Source organism: Streptomyces sp. NPDC058295, from assembly GCF_042880655.1.
GTDB lineage: Bacteria > Actinomycetota > Actinomycetes > Streptomycetales > Streptomycetaceae > Streptomyces > Streptomyces coriariae.
Window position 1 is genome coordinate 78,082 of record NZ_JBHVYO010000033.1, and the last position, 17,575, is coordinate 95,656.

Sequence of the window (17,575 nt, forward strand, 5' to 3'; positions counted from 1 at the left end):
CGTGCACAAGCGGGCGCCTACGATGGGGCGCGTGCCAAACGTGACCCGTGCCGACGCCGTAGCCGCCGTGCGCAACCCGCTCGCCTTCATCGCCGAACGCTGGACCCCCACCCGCCGGACCGTTCAGCGGGCGGCGTTGTACCCGCTCGTGATGTCGGTGGTCATCGTGGTCACCGGCGGTGCCGTCCGGCTCACGGGCTCCGGCCTGGGCTGCCCGACCTGGCCCAAGTGCACCGACGACTCGCTCACCGCGACCGGCGCGATGGGCTTCCACGGCGCCATCGAGTTCGGCAACCGCATGCTGACGTACGTGCTGTGCGCGGCCGTCGGCTGGGCGATCATCGCCGCGCGCTCCGAGAAGCCGTACCGGCGGAGCCTGACCCGACTGGGCTGGGCGCAGTTCTGGCTGGTGATGAGCAACGCCGTGCTCGGCGGGATCGTGGTGCTCGTCGGCCTCAACCCCTACACGGTCGCGGCGCACTTCCTGGCCGCCACGGCACTGCTCGCGGTCGCCGCGGTGATGTGGCAGCGCGCCCGGGAGGGCGACGGGGAGCCCCGGCCGCTGGTCGGCAAGCCCGTGCAGCAGCTGGTGTGGTTCCTGGTCGTCGCCTCGACGCTGCTGATCGGCGTCGGCACGGTGGTGACCGGCGCGGGCCCGCACGCCGGCGACTCCAGCGAGGTCGAACGGATGCCGCTGGACTGGGAGACGGTCGCCAAACTGCACGCCGTGCTCGCCTGGATCGTGGTGACACTGACCTTCGCCCTGTGGTTCATCCTCAGGGCGGTGGACGCGCCGAAGAACCCGCTGGACCGCACCCGGGACCTGTTCCTGGTGCTGCTCGGACAGGGTGTCATCGGCTACGTCCAGTACTTCACGGACCTGCCCGAGATTCTGGTCGGGCTGCACATGTTCGGCTCCTGCCTGGTGTGGATCGCGGTGCTGCGCGTGCTGCTGGCGCTGCGCGAGCGCCCCGGCACGACGATCGACCTGCCGAGCCCGGCGGCCGAGGCGACGGTCGGCACGCGCGCGTGAGTCACCCGTGGCTCACGCGTACGAGGTGACCAGCCCGTCGATCGCGGGCCCGAGGTAGTCCCGGGTCAGCTCGGCCCGGCGGGCGGACCACCCTTCGTCGGCCGGCCCGTCCCCCTCGTCGTAGCGCCGGCGCGCGATGTCCGCCACGACCTCCGACGGCGCCCCCAGCGCGGACAGCTCGTCGAGGGCCTGGCGCTTGGAGATCAGCCGGCCGTCCCGCACGGTCACGGTCGCCCGCGCGAAGGTCAGCAGCCCCAGGTCGACCCAGACGGTCCGACGCCACAGGTGGGCCCGGTCGACGGCGGGCCGCCAGAAGTCCCGCTGGTCGCGGATGACGAACTCGCCGAGTGCGCGGTCCGGCACGGGCGGCAGGAGCGCGCCCGGCGGCTTCCCGTACAGCACCCGGCCGAACTCGTGCAGTTCGCGCCGGGTCACCGGGGTGACCGTCCGCCGGAACAGTTGGCTGTGCGCCCAGGTCAGGTGCCGCCGCTCCGGGTCGGCCGTCCGGTCGGGGGTGAGATAGGTGCAGTGCAGCAGCGGGGCGAGCGGATCGTTCCGCAGGCGGGCGTGCAACCGGGCCAGGTGCCACACCGTGCGCGGTGTGACGGGGCCCGCCAGGACCGCGATGAGGTCCAGGTCGCTGCGGCCCTCCTGGTAGTCGCCCCCGCCGAGCGAACCGTGGGCCCACACGGCGACGGGGTCCAGGGCCTCCAGGCAGGCGAGGAATCGGTCCAGTAGGGCTTCCGTACGGCGGCTGGTCATGCGCCCAGTCTGTCCACCTCAGCCGAGCCCGTACACCCGGCGCGCGTTGCCCGCCGCGATCAGTCCCGCCACGCGTTGCGCGTCCGTCTGCGACCACGCGCCCTCCGCGACCCAGCCGCCGAGCACCCGCGCCAGTGCCTCGCGGAACAGCCGCGCCCCGACCACGTGCAGCTCGGGCAGCCCCCCGGCGCCGCTGGAGAAGAGGATCTTGCCGAAGGGGGCCAGCTCCAGGATCTCCGCGAGGATCGTCGCGGCTCGCGCGCCGGTCCGTACGAGCGCGGCGCCGGAGTCGGCGTACACGTGCGGGAAGGCGCCCGCGAGGTGGGCGGCGTGCCGGTGGTAGGGGTAGCCGTGCAGCAGGACGAGGTCGGTGCCGAGGCCGGCCGTGGCCCGCACGAAGTCCGTCAGCAGGACCGGATCCGTGCGGTCGACGCGCGCCCCCGGCTCACCGAGTCCCGCGTGCAGTTGGAGGGGCAGCCCGGAGGCGACGGCGATCCACAGCAGATGGCGCAGCAGCACCGGGTCGCTCAGCTCGCCGCCGACCCTGCGGCCCGCCAGCCAGCGGCCCGCCGCGCCCCGCACCTCCCCCGGCCCGGGCGGCTCGGGCGCCAGGGCGAGGCCGTGCCTGACCCCCGCGACGGAGGTGAAGGCCACGGCGTTCGCGGCGGCCCCGTGGACCGACTCGGCGAGGTTGGCGAGGAAGGACTCGACGGTGCCGGAGGTGTCGGCGACCTGCTCGGCGAGGGGTTCCAGGCGCACGATCTCCCGCGCCTCGGCGGCGCCGGCCGAGGCGAGCTCGCCCGGTCCGGTGAGGTCGCCGGGCAGGCCCGTGTCGACCAGGTACGTCGTGATGCCGCTGCCGCGCAGCAGCCGGCGGCCCGCTTCCAGTACGCCGAGTTCACGACGCCGGGCGAGATAACGGGCGGGGGGCGCGTGCGGTTCCAGGCCGAGGAGCGGGGGGCACCAGCGGCGTACCGCGAACCCGGTCTGGGTGTCGAACAGCGTCGTGCCCGGGGCGGGCGGGCCCTCGGTGCGGGCCAACTGGGCCTCGAAGGTACCGAGACCCAGCTCCGTTCTCAGGACGCCGTGGCAGTACTGGTCCACCAAGGACGGCGTTTCGATCATCCGGACTCCCCGGGGGATGGACCACGTACTTCCTACGGGTCCTAACGGGTGACCGGGGTGTCAGGTTGTTGCTGCTCAGCCGTTCTTCGGTCCGCCGACCTGGATCCCGGCCATCCGCGTCCACTCGTACGGCCCCGTCTTCACCTTCGCCGCGAACTCGCCGTCGAAGGTCTCGTGGACGGTGATGCCGGCCTTCCCGACGGCCAGCTCGGCGACGGCGACCGAGGGGGCCACCAGGTCGCCCCAGCCGCCGTCGTCGCCGACCAGGACGATCCGGGCGCCACGCTCGCCGATGTACGCGATCTGGCCCTCCGCCCCGCCGTGCTGCTTGGCGAAGGCGCTGATCTGCTTGGCGAGCCGGGCCGCCTTGCGCTCGGCCTTAGCGGCCTGCTTGGCGTCGGCGGTCTCGTCAACCTGCTTGGTGTCTGCCATGGCCAGGATGCTACCGACGGGTAGAACGAACGGCGACGGCCGGGGTGCGTGGTGTTGACCACGCACCCCGGCCGTTCGGCGATCCGGCGATGAGGACTCGGCGGTGTCAGCGCAGGAAGGGGTCCACCGCGACCGCCACGAACAGCAGCGACACATAGGTGATGGACCAGTGGAACAGCCGCATCTCCTTCAGCTTCCCGCCCGTCGCCTCGGCCTTCGCGCGGTTCTGGAGCGCGTGCGCCTCCCACAGCCACCAGCCGCCGGCCACCAGCGCGACCGAGGTGTAGAACCACCCGGTGTAGCCCAGCGGGGTCAGCAGCAGCGAGACGGCGACCATCACCCAGCTGTAGAGGACGATCTGCTTGGCGACGGTCTTGTTGGAGGCGACGACCGGCAGCATCGGCACGCCCACGCGCGCGTAGTCGTCCCTGACCTTCATGGACAGCGGCCAGTAGTGCGGCGGCGTCCAGAAGAACATGACGAGGAAGAGCACGACCGGCGCCCAGGACACCGAGTTCGTCACGGCCGACCAGCCGATCAGCACCGGCATGCAGCCGGCGATGCCGCCCCACACGATGTTCTGCGAGGTACGCCGCTTGAGGATCATCGTGTAGACGACGACGTAGAAGAGGAGCGCGCCGAGGGCGAGCCAGGCCGACAGCCAGTTGACGGTCAGCCCGAACAAAAGTGTGGAGACCACCGCGAGGGTGATGCCGAAGGCGAGGCATTCACGCGGGCTGACCATTCCGGTGACCAGCGGGCGCTGCGAGGTGCGGTCCATCAGCGCGTCGATGTCGCGGTCGATGTACATGTTCAGCGCGTTGGCGCCGCCCGCGGACAGGTAGCCACCGAGGCAGGTCAGAACCACCAGACCGAGGTCCGGAACGCCCTGCTGCGCCAGGAACATCACCGGGACGGTGGTGATCAGCAGCAGCTCGATGATCCGCGGCTTGGTCAGCGCCACGAACGCCTTGACCCGGGCCCCGAACGGCCGCCGGCTCGGGCTCTGGCTCGTCCCGATAAGCCCCGCTGGACGGGATTCAACGGCCGTCACGCACACCCCTGACAGAGACTCCCAGCAAGCCTCCCCATGTGAATGCGGGGTAAAGGCTCGCGCGTACCACGCCACTGTAGACGTTGCCCAGACCCCGACATTCGCGGGGGTGGGGTCGTGTTGGACGGCACCTGCGGAAGAGCCGGAGGGCACTCTGTTGAGCACTCGTACGAGCGGCTCCGTATTCACTTGCCGAACAGGGAACACACCGGTCGGGAGGCGCATCGCCAAGTCTCCCGGCAGTCTGGAATGACTCGAAAAAATGCACGTTCTCACGGGGGTAGGCTCGACAACGGCCGGTGGGCGCCGCGTGCACCGGCATTCGACATGCGTGACATGTGGAGAGGAGCCCTGACCCAGGGTGAGCACCAAGCCGACCACCACAGACCTCGAGTGGACCGAGTTGGACCAGCGGGCGGTGGACACCGCCCGCGTCCTGGCCGCCGACGCCGTACAGAAGGTCGGCAACGGCCATCCCGGTACGGCGATGAGCCTGGCGCCTGCCGCGTACACCCTCTTCCAGAAGGTGATGCGGCACGACCCGGCGGACGCCGACTGGGTCGGCCGCGACCGCTTCGTGCTGTCCGCGGGCCACTCGTCCCTGACGCTCTACACCCAGCTGTACCTGGCCGGCTTCGGCCTGGAGCTGGACGACCTGAAGGCGTTCCGGACCTGGGGTTCGAAGACGCCGGGTCACCCGGAGTACGGCCACACCACGGGCGTGGAGACGACGACCGGCCCGCTGGGCCAGGGCGTCGCGAACGCCGTGGGCATGGCGATGGCCGCCCGCTACGAGCGCGGTCTGTTCGACCCGGAGGCCCCGGCCGGCGAGTCGCCGTTCGACCACTTCGTCTACGCGATCGCCGGTGACGGCTGCCTCCAGGAGGGCATCTCCGCCGAGGCGTCCTCGATGGCCGGGCACCAGAAGCTCGGCAACCTGGTCCTGCTGTGGGACGACAACCACATCTCGATCGAGGGTGACACGGAGACGGCCGTCTCCGAGGACACCGTCAAGCGCTACGAGGCGTACGGCTGGCATGTGCAGCGGGTCGCCCCCAAGCCGGACGGCGACCTGGACCCGCACGCCCTCTACGACGCGATCGAGGCCGCGAAGCAGGTGACGGACAAGCCGTCCTTCATCGCGATGCGCTCGATCATCGCCTGGCCCGCACCGAACGCGCAGAACACCGAGGCCGCGCACGGCTCGGCGCTCGGCGACGACGAGGTCGCGGCCACCAAGCGCGTCCTCGGCTTCGACCCGGAGAAGTCCTTCGAGGTCGCGGACGAGGTCATCGCCCACACCCGGGGCGCCCTCGATCGCGGCCAGGCGGCCCGCGCCGTGTGGGAGAAGTCCTTCCAGCAGTGGCGGGACAACAACCCCGAGCGCGCCGCCGAGTTCGAGCGCGTCGCCGCGGGCGAGCTGCCCACCGGCTGGGAGGAGAAGCTCCCGGTCTTCGAGCCCGGCAAGGGTGTCGCCACCCGTGCCGCGTCCGGCAAGGTGCTCCAGGCGCTCGGCGCGGTCATCCCCGAGCTGTGGGGCGGCTCCGCCGACCTCGCGGGTTCCAACAACACGACGATCGACAAGACGTCGTCGTTCCTCCCGGCGGACAACCCGCTGCCGGAGGCGGACCCGTACGGCCGCACCGTCCACTTCGGTATCCGCGAGCACTCGATGGCCGCGGAGATGAACGGCATCGCGCTGCACGGCAACACCCGTATCTACGGCGGCACGTTCCTCGTGTTCTCCGACTACATGCGCAACGCCGTCCGGCTGTCCGCCCTGATGCACGTGCCGGTGACGTACGTGTGGACGCACGACTCCATCGGCCTCGGCGAGGACGGCCCGACGCACCAGCCGGTCGAGCACCTGGCCTCGCTGCGCGCGATCCCGGGTCTGAACGTCGTCCGTCCGGCCGACGCCAACGAGACGGCGATCGCCTGGCGCGAGATCCTCAAGCGCTGGACGAAGGTGTTCGGCAAGGGCGCCCCGCACGGTCTGGTCCTCACCCGCCAGGGCGTGCCGACCTACGAGCCCGACGAGAACGCGGCCAAGGGCGGGTACGTCCTGTTCGAGGCCTCCACCGGGACGCCGGAGGTGCTCCTCATCGCGACCGGCTCCGAGGTGCACGTCGCCGTCGAGGCGCGCGAGCGGCTGGAAGCCGAGGGTGTGCCCACGCGTGTGGTCTCGATGCCGTCCGTGGAGTGGTTCGAGGAGCAGGACCAGGGGTACCGGGACAGCGTCCTGCCCCCGTCCGTCAAGGCCCGCGTCTCGGTCGAGGCGGGCATCGGTCTCAGCTGGCACAAGTACGTCGGGGACGCCGGCCGCATCGTTTCCCTGGAGCACTTCGGTGCTTCGGCCGATGGCAAGGTCCTCTTCCAGGAGTACGGCTTCACTGCGGAGAACGTGGCCGCCAAGGCCCGGGAATCCCTCGCCGCCGCCCAGCGCTGACGCTCACATACGACACGTAGGAGATGTAATTCCATGACAGACGCACTCAAGCGCCTCTCCGAAGAAGGCGTCGCGATCTGGCTGGACGACCTGTCGCGCAAGCGGATCACGTCCGGCAACCTGGCCGAACTGATCGACCAGCAGCACGTCGTGGGCGTCACCACCAACCCGTCGATCTTCCAGAAGGCGATCTCGCAGGGCGACGGCTACGACCAGCAGCTCTCCGACCTCGCCGCCCGCAAGGTCACGGTCGAAGAGGCCATCCGCATGATCACGACGGCGGACGTCCGCGACGCCGCCGACATCCTGCGCCCGGTCTTCGACGCCACCGGCGGCCAGGACGGCCGGGTGTCCATTGAGGTCGACCCGCGCCTGGCGCACCACACCAAGCCGACGGTCGCCGAGGCCAAGCAGCTCGCCTGGCTGGTCGACCGCCCCAACACGCTCATCAAGATCCCGGCCACGATGGGCGGCCTGCCGGCGATCACCGAGGTCATCGGCCTCGGCATCAGCGTCAACGTCACGCTGATCTTCTCGCTGGAGCGCTACCGCCAGGTCATGGAGGCCTACCTGGCCGGCCTGGAGCAGGCCAAGGACCGCGGCCTGGACCTGTCGAAGATCCACTCCGTGGCGTCCTTCTTCGTGTCCCGCGTGGACACCGAGATCGACAAGCGGCTCGACGCGCTCGGCACCGACGAGGCCAAGGCCGCCCGCGGCAAGGCGGGCCTGGCCAACGCCCGGCTCGCCTACCAGGCGTACGAGGAGGTCTTCGCCGGCGAGCGCTGGGCCGCGCTGGAGAAGGCGGGCGCCAACAAGCAGCGTCCGCTGTGGGCCTCCACCGGTGTGAAGGACCCCGCCTACAAGGACACCCTGTACGTGGACGACCTGGTCGCCCCGAACACGGTGAACACCATGCCGGAGGCGACCCTGTTCGCCGCCGAGGACCACGGCTCGATCACCGGCAACACCGTCGCCGGCACCTATGAGCAGGCCCGCGCCGAGATCGACGCCGTCGAGAAGCTCGGCATCTCCTACGACGAGGTGGTCCAGCTCCTCGAGGACGAGGGCGTGGACAAGTTCGAGGCGTCCTGGAACGACCTGCTCAAGTCGACCGAGGCGGAGCTCCAGCGCCTCGCCCCCTCGGAGGGCTGAAATCTTGTCGAGCAGCAACCCGCTGCGTGACCCCGCCGACCGACGGCTCCCGCGTATCGCGGGGCCGTCGGGCCTGGTCATCTTCGGCGTCACGGGCGATTTGTCCCGGAAGAAGCTCATGCCCGCCGTGTACGACCTCGCCAACCGGGGTCTGCTGCCGCCGGGCTTCTCGCTGGTCGGCTTCGCCCGCCGCGAGTGGGAGCACGAGGACTTCGCACAGGAGGTCCACGACGCCGTCAAGGAGCACGCCCGTACGCCCTTCCGCGAGGAGGTCTGGCAGCAGCTCGTCCAGGGCATGCGCTTCGTGCAGGGCACCTTCGACGACGACGACGCCTTCGAGCGGCTGCGCGGCACGATCGAGGAACTCGACAAGGCGCAGGGCACGGGCGGCAACTTCGCCTTCTACCTCTCCGTGCCGCCGCGGTCCTTCCCGGTGGTCATCCAGCAGCTGAAGAAGCACGGGCTGGCCGACCAGAAGAACGGCTCCTGGCGACGCGCGGTCATCGAGAAGCCCTTCGGTCACGACCTCGCCTCGGCCGAGGAGCTCAACAAGGTCGTCCACGAGGTCTTCGGCTCGGACCAGGTCTTCCGCATCGACCACTACCTGGGCAAGGAGACCGTCCAGAACATCATGGCGCTGCGCTTCGCCAACACGATGTTCGAGCCGATCTGGAACCGGTCCTTCGTGGACCACGTCCAGATCACGATGGCCGAGGACATCGGCATCGGCGGCCGGGCCGGATACTACGACGGCATCGGCGCCGCCCGTGACGTCATCCAGAACCACCTGCTCCAGCTGATGGCCCTCACGGCCATGGAGGAGCCGGCCTCCTTCGACGCGGACGCGCTGGCCGCCGAGAAGACCAAGGTGCTCGGCGCCGTGCGGCTGCCGAAGGACCTGGGCCTCGCCACCGTGCGCGCCCAGTACGCGGCCGGGTGGCAGGGCGGCGAGAAGGCCGTCGGCTACCTCGAAGAGGACGGCATCGACCCCAAGTCGAAGACCGACACCTACGCGGCCGTCAAGCTCGAGGTCGACAACCGCCGCTGGGCGGGCGTCCCCTTCTATCTGCGCACCGGCAAGCGCCTCGGCCGCCGGGTCACCGAGATCGCGGTGGTCTTCCAGCGGGCCCCGCACTCCCCCTTCGACTCCACGGCCACCGAGGAGCTCGGCGCGAACGCGATCGTCATCCGCGTCCAGCCCGACGAGGGCATCACGGTCCGCTTCGGCTCCAAGGTGCCCGGCACCTCGATGGAGATCCGGGACGTGTCGATGGACTTCGCCTACGGCGAGTCCTTCACGGAGTCCTCGCCCGAGGCGTACGAGCGTCTCATCCTGGACGTGCTGCTGGGCGACTCGAACCTCTTCCCCCGCACGGAAGAGGTGGAGCTGTCCTGGAAGATCCTCGACCCGATCGAGCGGTTCTGGGACAAGAACGGCAAGCCCGCGCAGTACCCGTCGGGCACGTGGGGGCCCGTCGAGGCCGACGAGATGCTCGAGCGAGACGGACGGAGCTGGCGCCGGCCATGAAGACAGACCTCACGGACACCACTGCCAGCAAGATCAACAAGGCGTTGGTGCAGGGCAGGCGTGCGATAGGCACGCCCGCCGTCGGCATGGTGCTCACCCTCGTCGTCGTCACGGACGAGGAGAACGCCTACGACGCCCTGAAGGCCGCCGACGACGCGTCGCACGAGCACCCCTCGCGCACGCTCGTGGTCATCAAGCGTGTCTCGCGGTCCCCCCGGGGCCGCACCCAGTCCCGCCTCGACGCCGAGGTACGGCTGGGCGCGGACGCGGGCAGCGGCGAGACGGTGATCCTCCGGCTGTACGGCGAGGTCTCCGACCACGCCCAGTCCGTCGTCCTGCCGCTGCTGCTGCCGGACGCGCCGGTGGTGGTCTGGTGGTCGGTGGACGCCCCGCGCGACCCCGCGGGCGACCCACTGGGCGCCCTGGGCCAGCGCCGGGTCACCGACAGCTACGCGGCCGAGAAGCCCATCAACGAGCTCCGGGCCCGTGCCGAGAGCTACGAGCCGGGCGACACCGACCTGGCGTGGGCCCGGATCACCCCGTGGCGCTCGATGCTGGCCGCCGCTCTCGACCAGGTCAGCTGCGAGATCGTCTCCGCCGAAGTGGCGGGCGAGGAGGCCAACCCGAGCGTCGAGCTGCTCGCCATGTGGCTCGCCGACCGGCTCCATGTGCACGTCCGCCGCGCGATCTCGGCCGGTCCCGGTCTGACCCAGGTCCGGATGGAGACGACCGGCGGTCCGATCACACTGCACCGGTCGGACGGCTCGATGGCCACGCTGGCGCTGCCGGGCCAGCCCGACCGCGCGGTGGCGCTGAAGCGCCGCGAGACGTCCGAGTTGCTCGCGGAGGAGCTGCGCAGGCTCGACCCCGACGACACGTACGCGTCGGCCCTGCGGTTCGGCGTGGACCGGCTGGGCGGGATCCAGTCGGCCGCGGAGCGGGAGGCGGAGCGGGCCGAGGCCGCCGGCCAGCCCACACCGTCCCTCCCGGTCCGCGCGGTGCCGGACCCGGCGTCCGCGGGCCGTGACGCCGCGTCGGCTCCGCCGTCCGCCGCTCCGGCGGGCCACGGCGACGCCGACCGGCCGACTCCGGCGCAGATGCCCCCGGTCAGGAAAGCGGATCCGCAGTGAGCACTCCCCAGCTGGTCGTGCACCACGACAAGGAACTGATGGCACAGGCCGCCGCGGCCCGTCTCATCACGAAGATCGTGGACGCCCAGGCCTCCCGGGGCCAGGCATCCGTGGTCCTCACGGGCGGCCGCAACGGCAACGGCCTGCTGGCCGCGCTGGCCGCCGCGCCCGCCCGTGACGCCGTCGACTGGGCCCGGCTGGACCTGTGGTGGGGCGACGAGCGCTTCCTGCCCGAGGGCGACCCGGAGCGTAACGTCACGCAGGCCCGTGAGGCCCTGCTGGACTCCGTCCCGGTGGACCCGAAGCGCGTGCACGCCATGCCCGCGTCCGACGGTCCGTACGGTGCCGACGTGGAGGCTGCCGCGGCCGCCTACGCGGAGGAGCTGGCCCGCGCGGCCGGCCCCGAGAACCACGGCGACGTGCCCACCTTCGACGTCCTGATGCTGGGCGTCGGCCCGGACACCCATGTGGCCTCGCTCTTCCCTGAGCTGCCGGCCGTGCGGGAGACCGAGCGCACGGTGGTGGGTGTGCGCGGCGCGCCCAAGCCCCCGCCGACCCGGGTCACCCTCACCCTCCCGGCGATCCGGGCGGCCCGTGAGGTGTGGCTGCTCGCGGCCGGTGAGGACAAGGCGCAGGCCGCGGCGATCGCCCTGTCCGGCGCGGGCGAGATCCAGGCCCCCGCGGCGGGCGCCCGGGGCCGCTCCCGCACCCTGTGGCTGCTGGACGCGGCGGCGGCCTCCCGGCTCCCGAGGTCGCTGTACCCCCCGGCATCCGCCTGACGCGGTCACCGCCGCACAGAACCCGTACGGTCAACCGCCGTACGGGTTCTGCCCGTTGTGGGCCCCGTAGGACCCGTACGGGTTGCCCTGGGGATACGGCTGATACGGCTGCCCCGGGTGCGGTGCGTACGGCTGCCCGTACGGCTGTCCCTGCGGGTGTCCGTACGGGTTTCCCTGCGGCGGGACCTGGGGCGGCGCCCCTGCGGGTGTCGGCGGCAGGGAGGCCGGGTGGGCCGACAGCCGGATGCCGTACCGCCGCTTGAGGCGGCGCATCTCCAGCAGCGCGAGCCCGGTGACCGTCACCGGTGCGCCCAGGATGAAGACGATGCCCATGGTGAAGCTGAGACCGTGCAGGTCGCCGGTGATCAGATCGGGGACGGCCATCAGCCAGGTCGTCACCGTGGCGAGCAGCGGCGGCAGACAGCGGTGCACGGCGGCGGAACCGAAGAAGTTCCCGGAGAGCCGGACGGCGCCGGCCATCACGAAGAAGGCCATCCAGAGGCCCACGAGGGTGAGCAGCATCCTCGGCACCAGCCCGAGCAGCTCGCTCGACCGGAAGATCACCACGGTCGTCATGACACAGCCGATGAAGAGCAGCAGCAACTTGAGCGAGTCGAGGAGCGGCCTCTTCAGCTGCCGGACGGTGCCGGTGCGCCGCCAGACGAAGAGCATCACGCCGACCGTCACCGGGGTGAGGAAGAACAGCACGGCGGAGGCGATCGCCGTGTTCTCCAGCATCTCCTCGAAGGCGAAGCCGCCCTGGACGAAGGTGTAGACGCCGACGGCCGCCACCGCCCCGGCGATGACCCTGCCGCGCTTGAGCCGCTCCACCGTCGGATCGAGCGCCTGGGGTATCCACGCCGGATGGAACACCGCCCACGCCGCCTTGTGGGGCTTCAGGAACGAGCGGACGGACAGCGAGCCGTCGGTCCAACTCCTGCGTGCACCGGTCACGTTGCTCTCCCCCGAGAGTTCGGACTCATGATCGCCGGGGAGTCTACGGGAAGCGGACGGCCGGCCGCCGCCCGCTTCCCGTTTCGCCCGTCCGGTGACCGCTACCGGCCGCGCAGCTCCCGGTACTTGGCGACCAGGGCCTTGGTGGACGCGTCCAGGCCGGGGACCTCGGCGCCCTCGGTGAGGGCGGGTTCGACGCGCTTGGCGAGCACCTTGCCGAGCTCCACGCCCCACTGGTCGAAGGAGTCGATGTTCCACACCGCGCCCTGCACGAACACCTTGTGCTCGTAGAGCGCGACGAGCTGGCCGAGGACCGAGGGGGTCAGCTCACGGGCGAGGATCGTGGTGGTGGGGTGGTCTCCCCGGAACGTCTTGTGGGCCACCAGCTCCTCCGGCACACCCTCGGCACGCACCTCCTCGGGCGTCTTGCCGAAGGCCAGCGCCTGGGTCTGGGCGAAGAAGTTGGCCATCAGCAGGTCGTGCTGTGCCTTGAGTTCGTCGCTCAGCTCGGCGGCCGGCTCGGCGAAGCCGATGAAGTCGGCGGGGATGAGCTTGGTGCCCTGGTGGATGAGCTGGTAGTAGGCGTGCTGTCCGTTGGTGCCCGGCGTGCCCCAGACGATGGGGCCGGTCTGCCAGTCGACCTGCCGGCCGTCCCGGTCGACCGACTTGCCGTTGGACTCCATGTCCAGCTGCTGGAGGTAGGCGGCGAACTTCGACAGGTAGTGGCTGTAGGGCAGCACGGCATGCGACTGCGCGTCGTGGAAGTTGCCGTACCAGATCCCCAACAGGCCCAGCAGCAGCGGCACGTTGGACTCGGCGGGCGCGATCCTGAAGTGCTCGTCGACGAGGTGGAAGCCGTCGAGCATCTCGCGGAACCGGTCCGGGCCGATGGCGATCATCAGCGACAGGCCGATCGCCGAGTCGAAGGAGTAACGACCGCCGACCCAGTCCCAGAACTCGAACATGTTGGCCGTGTCGATGCCGAAGTCCGCGACCTTCTCCGCGTTCGTCGACAGCGCGACGAAGTGCCTGGCGACGGCCCGGTCGTCGCCGCCCAGCCCGTTGAGCAGCCAACTGCGGGCCGAGGTCGCGTTGGTGATCGTCTCGATGGTGGTGAAGGTCTTCGACGCGATGATGAACAGCGTCTCCGCCGGGTCCAGGTCGCGGGTGGCCTCGTGCAGGTCGGCGCCGTCCACGTTGGACACGAAACGGACCGTGAGATCGCGGTCGGTGTAGCCGCGCAGCACCTCGTAGGCCATCGCCGGGCCCAGGTCGGAGCCGCCGATGCCGATGTTCACCACGTTGCGGATACGCCGGCCGGTGTGGCCGGTCCAGGCGCCGGAGCGGACCCGCTCGGCGAAGCCGGCCATCTTGTCGAGCACGACGTGCACCGCCGGGACGACGTTCTCCCCGTCGACCTCGATCACCGCGTCGCGCGGGGCGCGCAGGGCCGTGTGCAGGACGGCGCGGTCCTCGGTGGTGTTGATCTTCTCGCCGCGGAACAGGGCGTCCCTCAGGCCGAAGACGTCGGTGGCGACGGCCAGTTCGCGCAGGTGCCGCAGCGTCTCGTCGGTGACGAGGTGCTTGGAGTAGTCGATGTGCAGGTCACCGACCCGCAGCGTGTATCCCGCGGCGCGCTCGGGGTCGGCGGCGAACAGCTCCCGCAGCCGTACCTCACCGAGTTCCTCGCGGTGTTTGGCCAGAGCGGTCCACTCGGGCGTCTGGTTGAGCCTCGTACGGCCGTCTGCGTTCATGTCGGACTTCAGCCCTCTTTCCTCATCTGTCCGTGCTGCGCACGCCTTGCCCCGCCGGTTCCAACCTAGTTGATCAGCGCGTCGGGTGAGCGGACGGGCCACGGTCGAACGGGACAACAACAGGTACGTCCGCCCGGCCCGCGGGTATCAACGCGGCGACGGCGGGTGCGCACCACGAGCGGGGCCGTGCCGCCGTTTCGGCGCGCGCGAACAGGCCGACCGGAGTGCGCCGGCCGGCTGGGTCACCGGTCATCAGGCAGGCGTGGGCCCCGCCGAGGGCCTCGAGGTCCACCGGGGCGCGCCGCACGGGCGCGCGAAGGGCACCACTGTCGGACGGCCCGCGGGCGAACATGCGCGCGCGAATACACGTCCGGCCAGGCGCCCTCGGGCACCCGGCCGGTCTCGGTTCGTCAGATCTCGCCCCGCAGTTTGGCGAGCGCCTCGGCGAGGATCGCCTCGCCGTCCGCGTCGCTGCGTCGCTCCCGCACATAGGCGAGGTGCGTCTTGTAGGGCTCGGTTCGCGGCGGGGCCGGGGGGTTGTCCCGGTCCTGCCCGGCGGGAAAGCCGCAGCGCGGGCAGTCCCAGGTGTCGGGAACCTGCGCGTCGCTGGCGAAGCTGGGCACCGTTTCGTGTCCGTTGGAGCACCAGAAGGAGATGCGCAGACGCGGCGCGGACTCGCCCCGCTCGGCCTCGCCCATCGGCCCCGCCCCGACCCGGCTTCCTCGGATCGCGTTGCCACTTGCCACGGTCGTAACTCCCTGCGTGATGGTGCCGCAAAGCGAGTCGGCGTTTCGCTTCGCTGCGAGCGCCTCAGTCTACGTAAGGCCCAACGCGCGTCCAGTGATTGGAGTTACAGCTTCCACACCTAGACGCAAGCCCCATGATAGGCGGCGCTCAGCTGCGCGTACCGAACATGGGGCCTTACGTACCGGAATGTGCGTGACTGTGCGAAGCTGATCAGCTGTTCGTCTTCATGACGATGCCGAGAACGATGATGCAGGCGAACCACAGCAGCCCGATCACGACGGTGATGCGGTCGAGGTTGCGCTCGGCGACCGAGGAGCCGCCGACGGAGGACTGCATGCCGCCACCGAACATGTCGGAGAGACCGCCGCCCTTCCCCTTGTGCATCAGCACCAGCAGCATCAGCAGCAGGCTGAAGACGATCAGGGCGATCGAGAACCCCAAAACCACGGCTGGACCAACTTCCTCGGATTCGGATAACGACTCGGACGAACGACGGGGGCATAGCGACAACCGCTATGCCCCCGCAAGGGTACGACGGATCGCCGCTACCGCATACACACAGCTCGGATCACTGGTCGCGGAAGCGCACGATCTTGACGAACTCGTCGGCGTCCAGCGAGGCACCGCCGACCAGCGCGCCGTCGATGTCGGCCTGCGCCATGATCTCGGCGACGTTGCCGGACTTCACGGAGCCGCCGTACTGGATGCGCACCTTGTCGGCCAGCTCCTGGGTGTAGAGCTCGGCGATCTTGCCGCGGATGGCGGCGCAGACCTCCTGCGCGTCCTCGGCACCGCAGACCTTGCCGGTGCCGATGGCCCAGACGGGCTCGTAGGCGATCACGATCGTCTCGGCCTGCTCGGCCGGCAGGTCCTTCAGGCCGCCCTCGACCTGGGTGAGGGTGTGGGAGACGTGGTTGCCCGCCTCGCGGACGTCCAGCTCCTCACCGACACACAGGATCGGGGTCAGGCCGTGCTTGTAGGCGGCCTTGACCTTGGCGTTCACGAGCTCGTCGGTCTCGTTGTGGTACTGGCGGCGCTCGGAGTGGCCGATCGCCACGAACGTGCACTTCAGCTTGGCGAGCATCGAGCCGGAGATCTCGCCGGTGTAGGCACCGGAGTCATGCGCCGAGATGTCCTGGGCGCCGTACTTGATCTTCAGCTTGTCGCCGTCGACCAGGGTCTGCACGGAGCGCAGGTCGGTGAAGGGCGGCAGGACGGCGACCTCGACGGCCTCGTAGTCCTTGTCGGCCAGGGCGAAAGCGAGCTTCTGGGTGTGGGCGATGGCCTCGAGGTGGTTGAGGTTCATCTTCCAGTTGCCCGCCATCAGCGGCGTGCGAGTGGTCATACGGGGTCAGCCCTCCAGTGCGGCGAGGCCGGGGAGCGTCTTGCCCTCGAGGTATTCGAGGGAGGCGCCACCACCGGTCGAGATGTGGCCGAATGCGTTCTCGTCGAAGCCCAGGAGACGGACGGCCGCGGCGGAGTCGCCGCCGCCGACGACCGTGAAGGCCGGGGATTCGATGAGGGCCTGGGCGACCGCCTTGGTGCCCTCGGCGTAGTCGGGGTGCTCGAAGACGCCCATGGGGCCGTTCCAGAAGACGGTGCCGGCGTCGGCGAGCTTCGAGGCGTACAGGGCACCGGTCTCGGGACCGATGTCGAGGCCCATCAGGTCGGCGGGAATGGCGTCCGCGGCGACGGTGACGGGGTCGGACGGGGCCTTGGTCTTCAGGTCCGGGAACCGGGCCGCGGCCACGACGTCGACGGGCACGATCAGCTCGACGCCGTTCTTCTCGGCGCGCTCGACGTACTCGTTGACGACGGGCAGCTGATCGTCCTGGACGAGGGAGGCGCCGATCTCGTACCCCTTCGCCTTGAGGAAGGTGAAGGCCATGCCGCCGCCGATGAGGAGGCGGTCGGCCTTGCCGAGCAGCTGGTCGATGACGGCGAGCTTGTCGGAGACCTTGGAGCCGCCGAGGGCGACGACGTAGGGCCGCTTGACGTCCTCGGTGAGCTGCTTCAGGACGCCGACCTCGGTGGCGATCAGGAAGCCGGCCGCGTGCGGCAGCCGCGCCGGGAGGTCGTAGACGGAGGCGTGCTTACGGTGCACCGCCCCGAACCCGTCGCCGACGTAGAGGTCGGCGAGCTGGGCGAGCCGGTCGGCGAAGGCGCCGCGCTCGGCGTCGTCCTTGCTGGTCTCGCCCGCGTTGAAGCGCAGGTTCTCGAGGACGGCGACCTGGCCGTCGGTGAGGCCCTCCACCGTGGACCGCGCGGACTCGCCGACCGTGTCGGTCGCGAAGGCCACGGCCGTGCCGAGGAGTTCACCCAGCCGGGCGGCGGCGGGGGCGAGGGAGAAGGCCGGGTCCGGCGCGCCCTTGGGGCGGCCCAGGTGCGAGGCGACGACCACCTTGGCGCCCGCGTCCGCGAGGGCCTTGACGGTGGGCAGGACGGCGCGGATGCGGCCGTCGTCGGTGATGGTGCCGCCGTCGAGCGGCACGTTGAGGTCGGCGCGGACGAAGACCCGCTTGCCTGCGACGCCTTCGGTGAGAAGTTCGTCGATCGTCTTCATTACGGGGGCTCCTGAGGAGGGCTCGTGGTACTCGTGATCACTCGTGGTCGCCGGGGACCGTGAGGAAGGCTGATCCGTACGTGCGTCAGGGCTCGGGCGGCGCGTCCCTGCGC

The 17,575-nt window shown here is 70.6% G+C and carries 16 protein-coding genes; 6 read left to right on the top strand and 10 right to left on the bottom strand.

The genetic code is table 11. The annotated features are described in order from the left end of the window. Positions 1–22: 22 nt before the first annotated feature. Positions 23–1,033 (top strand): heme A synthase, encoded by a 1,011-nt coding sequence (locus ACFVYS_RS30165; RefSeq protein ID WP_389507115.1) that lies wholly within the window; start codon positions 23–25, stop codon positions 1,031–1,033. Positions 1,034–1,045: 12 nt separating this feature from the next. Here ACFVYS_RS30165 and ACFVYS_RS30170 read toward each other — a convergent pair whose 3' ends face one another. The 4 genes from ACFVYS_RS30170 to ACFVYS_RS30185 all read right to left on the bottom strand — a co-directional run bounded on the left by ACFVYS_RS30170 (position 1,046) and on the right by ACFVYS_RS30185 (position 4,412). After that, positions 1,046–1,795 (bottom strand): nucleotidyltransferase, encoded by a 750-nt coding sequence (locus ACFVYS_RS30170; protein ID WP_389507117.1) that lies wholly within the window; start codon positions 1,793–1,795, stop codon positions 1,046–1,048. Between the two features lie 18 nt (positions 1,796–1,813). Then, the gene (locus tag ACFVYS_RS30175) at positions 1,814–2,920 is read right to left on the bottom strand and encodes an amidohydrolase family protein (protein ID WP_389507119.1); all 1,107 of its coding nucleotides are present in this window, start codon (positions 2,918–2,920) and stop codon (positions 1,814–1,816) included. Between the two features lie 75 nt (positions 2,921–2,995). Beyond that, entirely contained in the window at positions 2,996–3,352 is a 357-nt protein-coding gene (locus tag ACFVYS_RS30180) for a hypothetical protein (RefSeq protein WP_389507121.1), read from the bottom strand. A 106-nt stretch (positions 3,353–3,458) separates the two neighbouring features. Next, the gene (locus ACFVYS_RS30185) at positions 3,459–4,412 is read right to left on the bottom strand and encodes a heme o synthase (protein WP_054239136.1); all 954 of its coding nucleotides are present in this window, start codon (positions 4,410–4,412) and stop codon (positions 3,459–3,461) included. Positions 4,413–4,767: 355 nt separating this feature from the next. Between ACFVYS_RS30185 and tkt the strand changes: the two genes are divergently transcribed. Genes tkt through pgl form a run of 5 tightly spaced genes read left to right on the top strand, consistent with a single transcriptional unit; the run spans position 4,768 to position 11,444 of the window. Beyond that, the gene (gene tkt / locus ACFVYS_RS30190) at positions 4,768–6,855 is read left to right on the top strand and encodes a transketolase (RefSeq protein WP_389507123.1); all 2,088 of its coding nucleotides are present in this window, start codon (positions 4,768–4,770) and stop codon (positions 6,853–6,855) included. 33 nt (positions 6,856–6,888) lie between these two features. Beyond that, positions 6,889–8,007 carry a transaldolase gene (gene tal, locus ACFVYS_RS30195; RefSeq protein WP_389507125.1) on the top strand — a complete coding sequence of 373 codons (1,119 nt, stop codon included), beginning with the start codon at positions 6,889–6,891 and terminating at the stop codon, positions 8,005–8,007. Between the two features lie 4 nt (positions 8,008–8,011). Continuing rightward, positions 8,012–9,535 (top strand): glucose-6-phosphate dehydrogenase, encoded by a 1,524-nt coding sequence (zwf, locus tag ACFVYS_RS30200; protein WP_389507127.1) that lies wholly within the window; start codon positions 8,012–8,014, stop codon positions 9,533–9,535. Then, complete coding sequence (gene opcA, locus ACFVYS_RS30205) at positions 9,532–10,665, top strand: glucose-6-phosphate dehydrogenase assembly protein OpcA (protein ID WP_389507129.1); 1,134 nt, start codon at positions 9,532–9,534, stop codon at positions 10,663–10,665. The genes zwf and opcA overlap by 4 nt, the downstream gene beginning before the upstream one ends. After that, the gene (gene pgl / locus ACFVYS_RS30210) at positions 10,662–11,444 is read left to right on the top strand and encodes a 6-phosphogluconolactonase (protein WP_389507130.1); all 783 of its coding nucleotides are present in this window, start codon (positions 10,662–10,664) and stop codon (positions 11,442–11,444) included. Before opcA ends, pgl begins: the two co-directional genes overlap by 4 nt. 30 nt (positions 11,445–11,474) lie before the next feature. On the opposite strand, the gene ACFVYS_RS30215 is transcribed toward pgl, so the two are convergent. The 6 genes from ACFVYS_RS30215 to ACFVYS_RS30240 all read right to left on the bottom strand — a co-directional run bounded on the left by ACFVYS_RS30215 (position 11,475) and on the right by ACFVYS_RS30240 (position 17,462). Then, complete coding sequence (locus tag ACFVYS_RS30215) at positions 11,475–12,398, bottom strand: hypothetical protein (protein ID WP_389507132.1); 924 nt, start codon at positions 12,396–12,398, stop codon at positions 11,475–11,477. Between the two features lie 101 nt (positions 12,399–12,499). Then, complete coding sequence (gene pgi, locus ACFVYS_RS30220; RefSeq protein ID WP_389507133.1) at positions 12,500–14,152, bottom strand: glucose-6-phosphate isomerase; 1,653 nt, start codon at positions 14,150–14,152, stop codon at positions 12,500–12,502. 410 nt (positions 14,153–14,562) lie between these two features. Further along, positions 14,563–14,898: an RNA polymerase-binding protein RbpA gene (locus ACFVYS_RS30225; protein ID WP_006373288.1), complete on the bottom strand. Its 336-nt coding sequence runs from the start codon at positions 14,896–14,898 to the stop codon at positions 14,563–14,565. A 211-nt stretch (positions 14,899–15,109) separates the two neighbouring features. Then, entirely contained in the window at positions 15,110–15,340 is a 231-nt protein-coding gene (gene secG, locus ACFVYS_RS30230) for a preprotein translocase subunit SecG (protein ID WP_020131907.1), read from the bottom strand. Positions 15,341–15,467: 127 nt separating this feature from the next. Then, complete coding sequence (tpiA, locus tag ACFVYS_RS30235) at positions 15,468–16,244, bottom strand: triose-phosphate isomerase (RefSeq protein WP_057599382.1); 777 nt, start codon at positions 16,242–16,244, stop codon at positions 15,468–15,470. A gap of 6 nt (positions 16,245–16,250) precedes the next feature. Beyond that, positions 16,251–17,462: a phosphoglycerate kinase gene (locus ACFVYS_RS30240; protein ID WP_389507136.1), complete on the bottom strand. Its 1,212-nt coding sequence runs from the start codon at positions 17,460–17,462 to the stop codon at positions 16,251–16,253. Between the last annotated feature and the right edge of the window lie 113 nt (positions 17,463–17,575).

What these genes read in the sequence shown, in the direction of transcription:
- ACFVYS_RS30165 (WP_389507115.1), top strand. Translation starts at nt 23, where the DNA reads ATGGGGCGCGTGCCAAACGTGACCCGTGCCGACGCCGTAGCCGCCGTG.
- ACFVYS_RS30170 (WP_389507117.1), bottom strand. Translation starts at nt 1,795, where the DNA reads ATGACCAGCCGCCGTACGGAAGCCCTACTGGACCGATTCCTCGCCTGC.
- ACFVYS_RS30175 (WP_389507119.1), bottom strand. Translation starts at nt 2,920, where the DNA reads ATGATCGAAACGCCGTCCTTGGTGGACCAGTACTGCCACGGCGTCCTG.
- ACFVYS_RS30180 (WP_389507121.1), bottom strand. Translation starts at nt 3,352, where the DNA reads ATGGCAGACACCAAGCAGGTTGACGAGACCGCCGACGCCAAGCAGGCC.
- tal (WP_389507125.1), top strand. Translation starts at nt 6,889, where the DNA reads ATGACAGACGCACTCAAGCGCCTCTCCGAAGAAGGCGTCGCGATCTGG.
- opcA (WP_389507129.1), top strand. Translation starts at nt 9,532, where the DNA reads ATGAAGACAGACCTCACGGACACCACTGCCAGCAAGATCAACAAGGCG.
- pgi (WP_389507133.1), bottom strand. Translation starts at nt 14,152, where the DNA reads ATGAACGCAGACGGCCGTACGAGGCTCAACCAGACGCCCGAGTGGACC.
- tpiA (WP_057599382.1), bottom strand. Translation starts at nt 16,244, where the DNA reads ATGACCACTCGCACGCCGCTGATGGCGGGCAACTGGAAGATGAACCTC.
- ACFVYS_RS30240 (WP_389507136.1), bottom strand. Translation starts at nt 17,462, where the DNA reads ATGAAGACGATCGACGAACTTCTCACCGAAGGCGTCGCAGGCAAGCGG.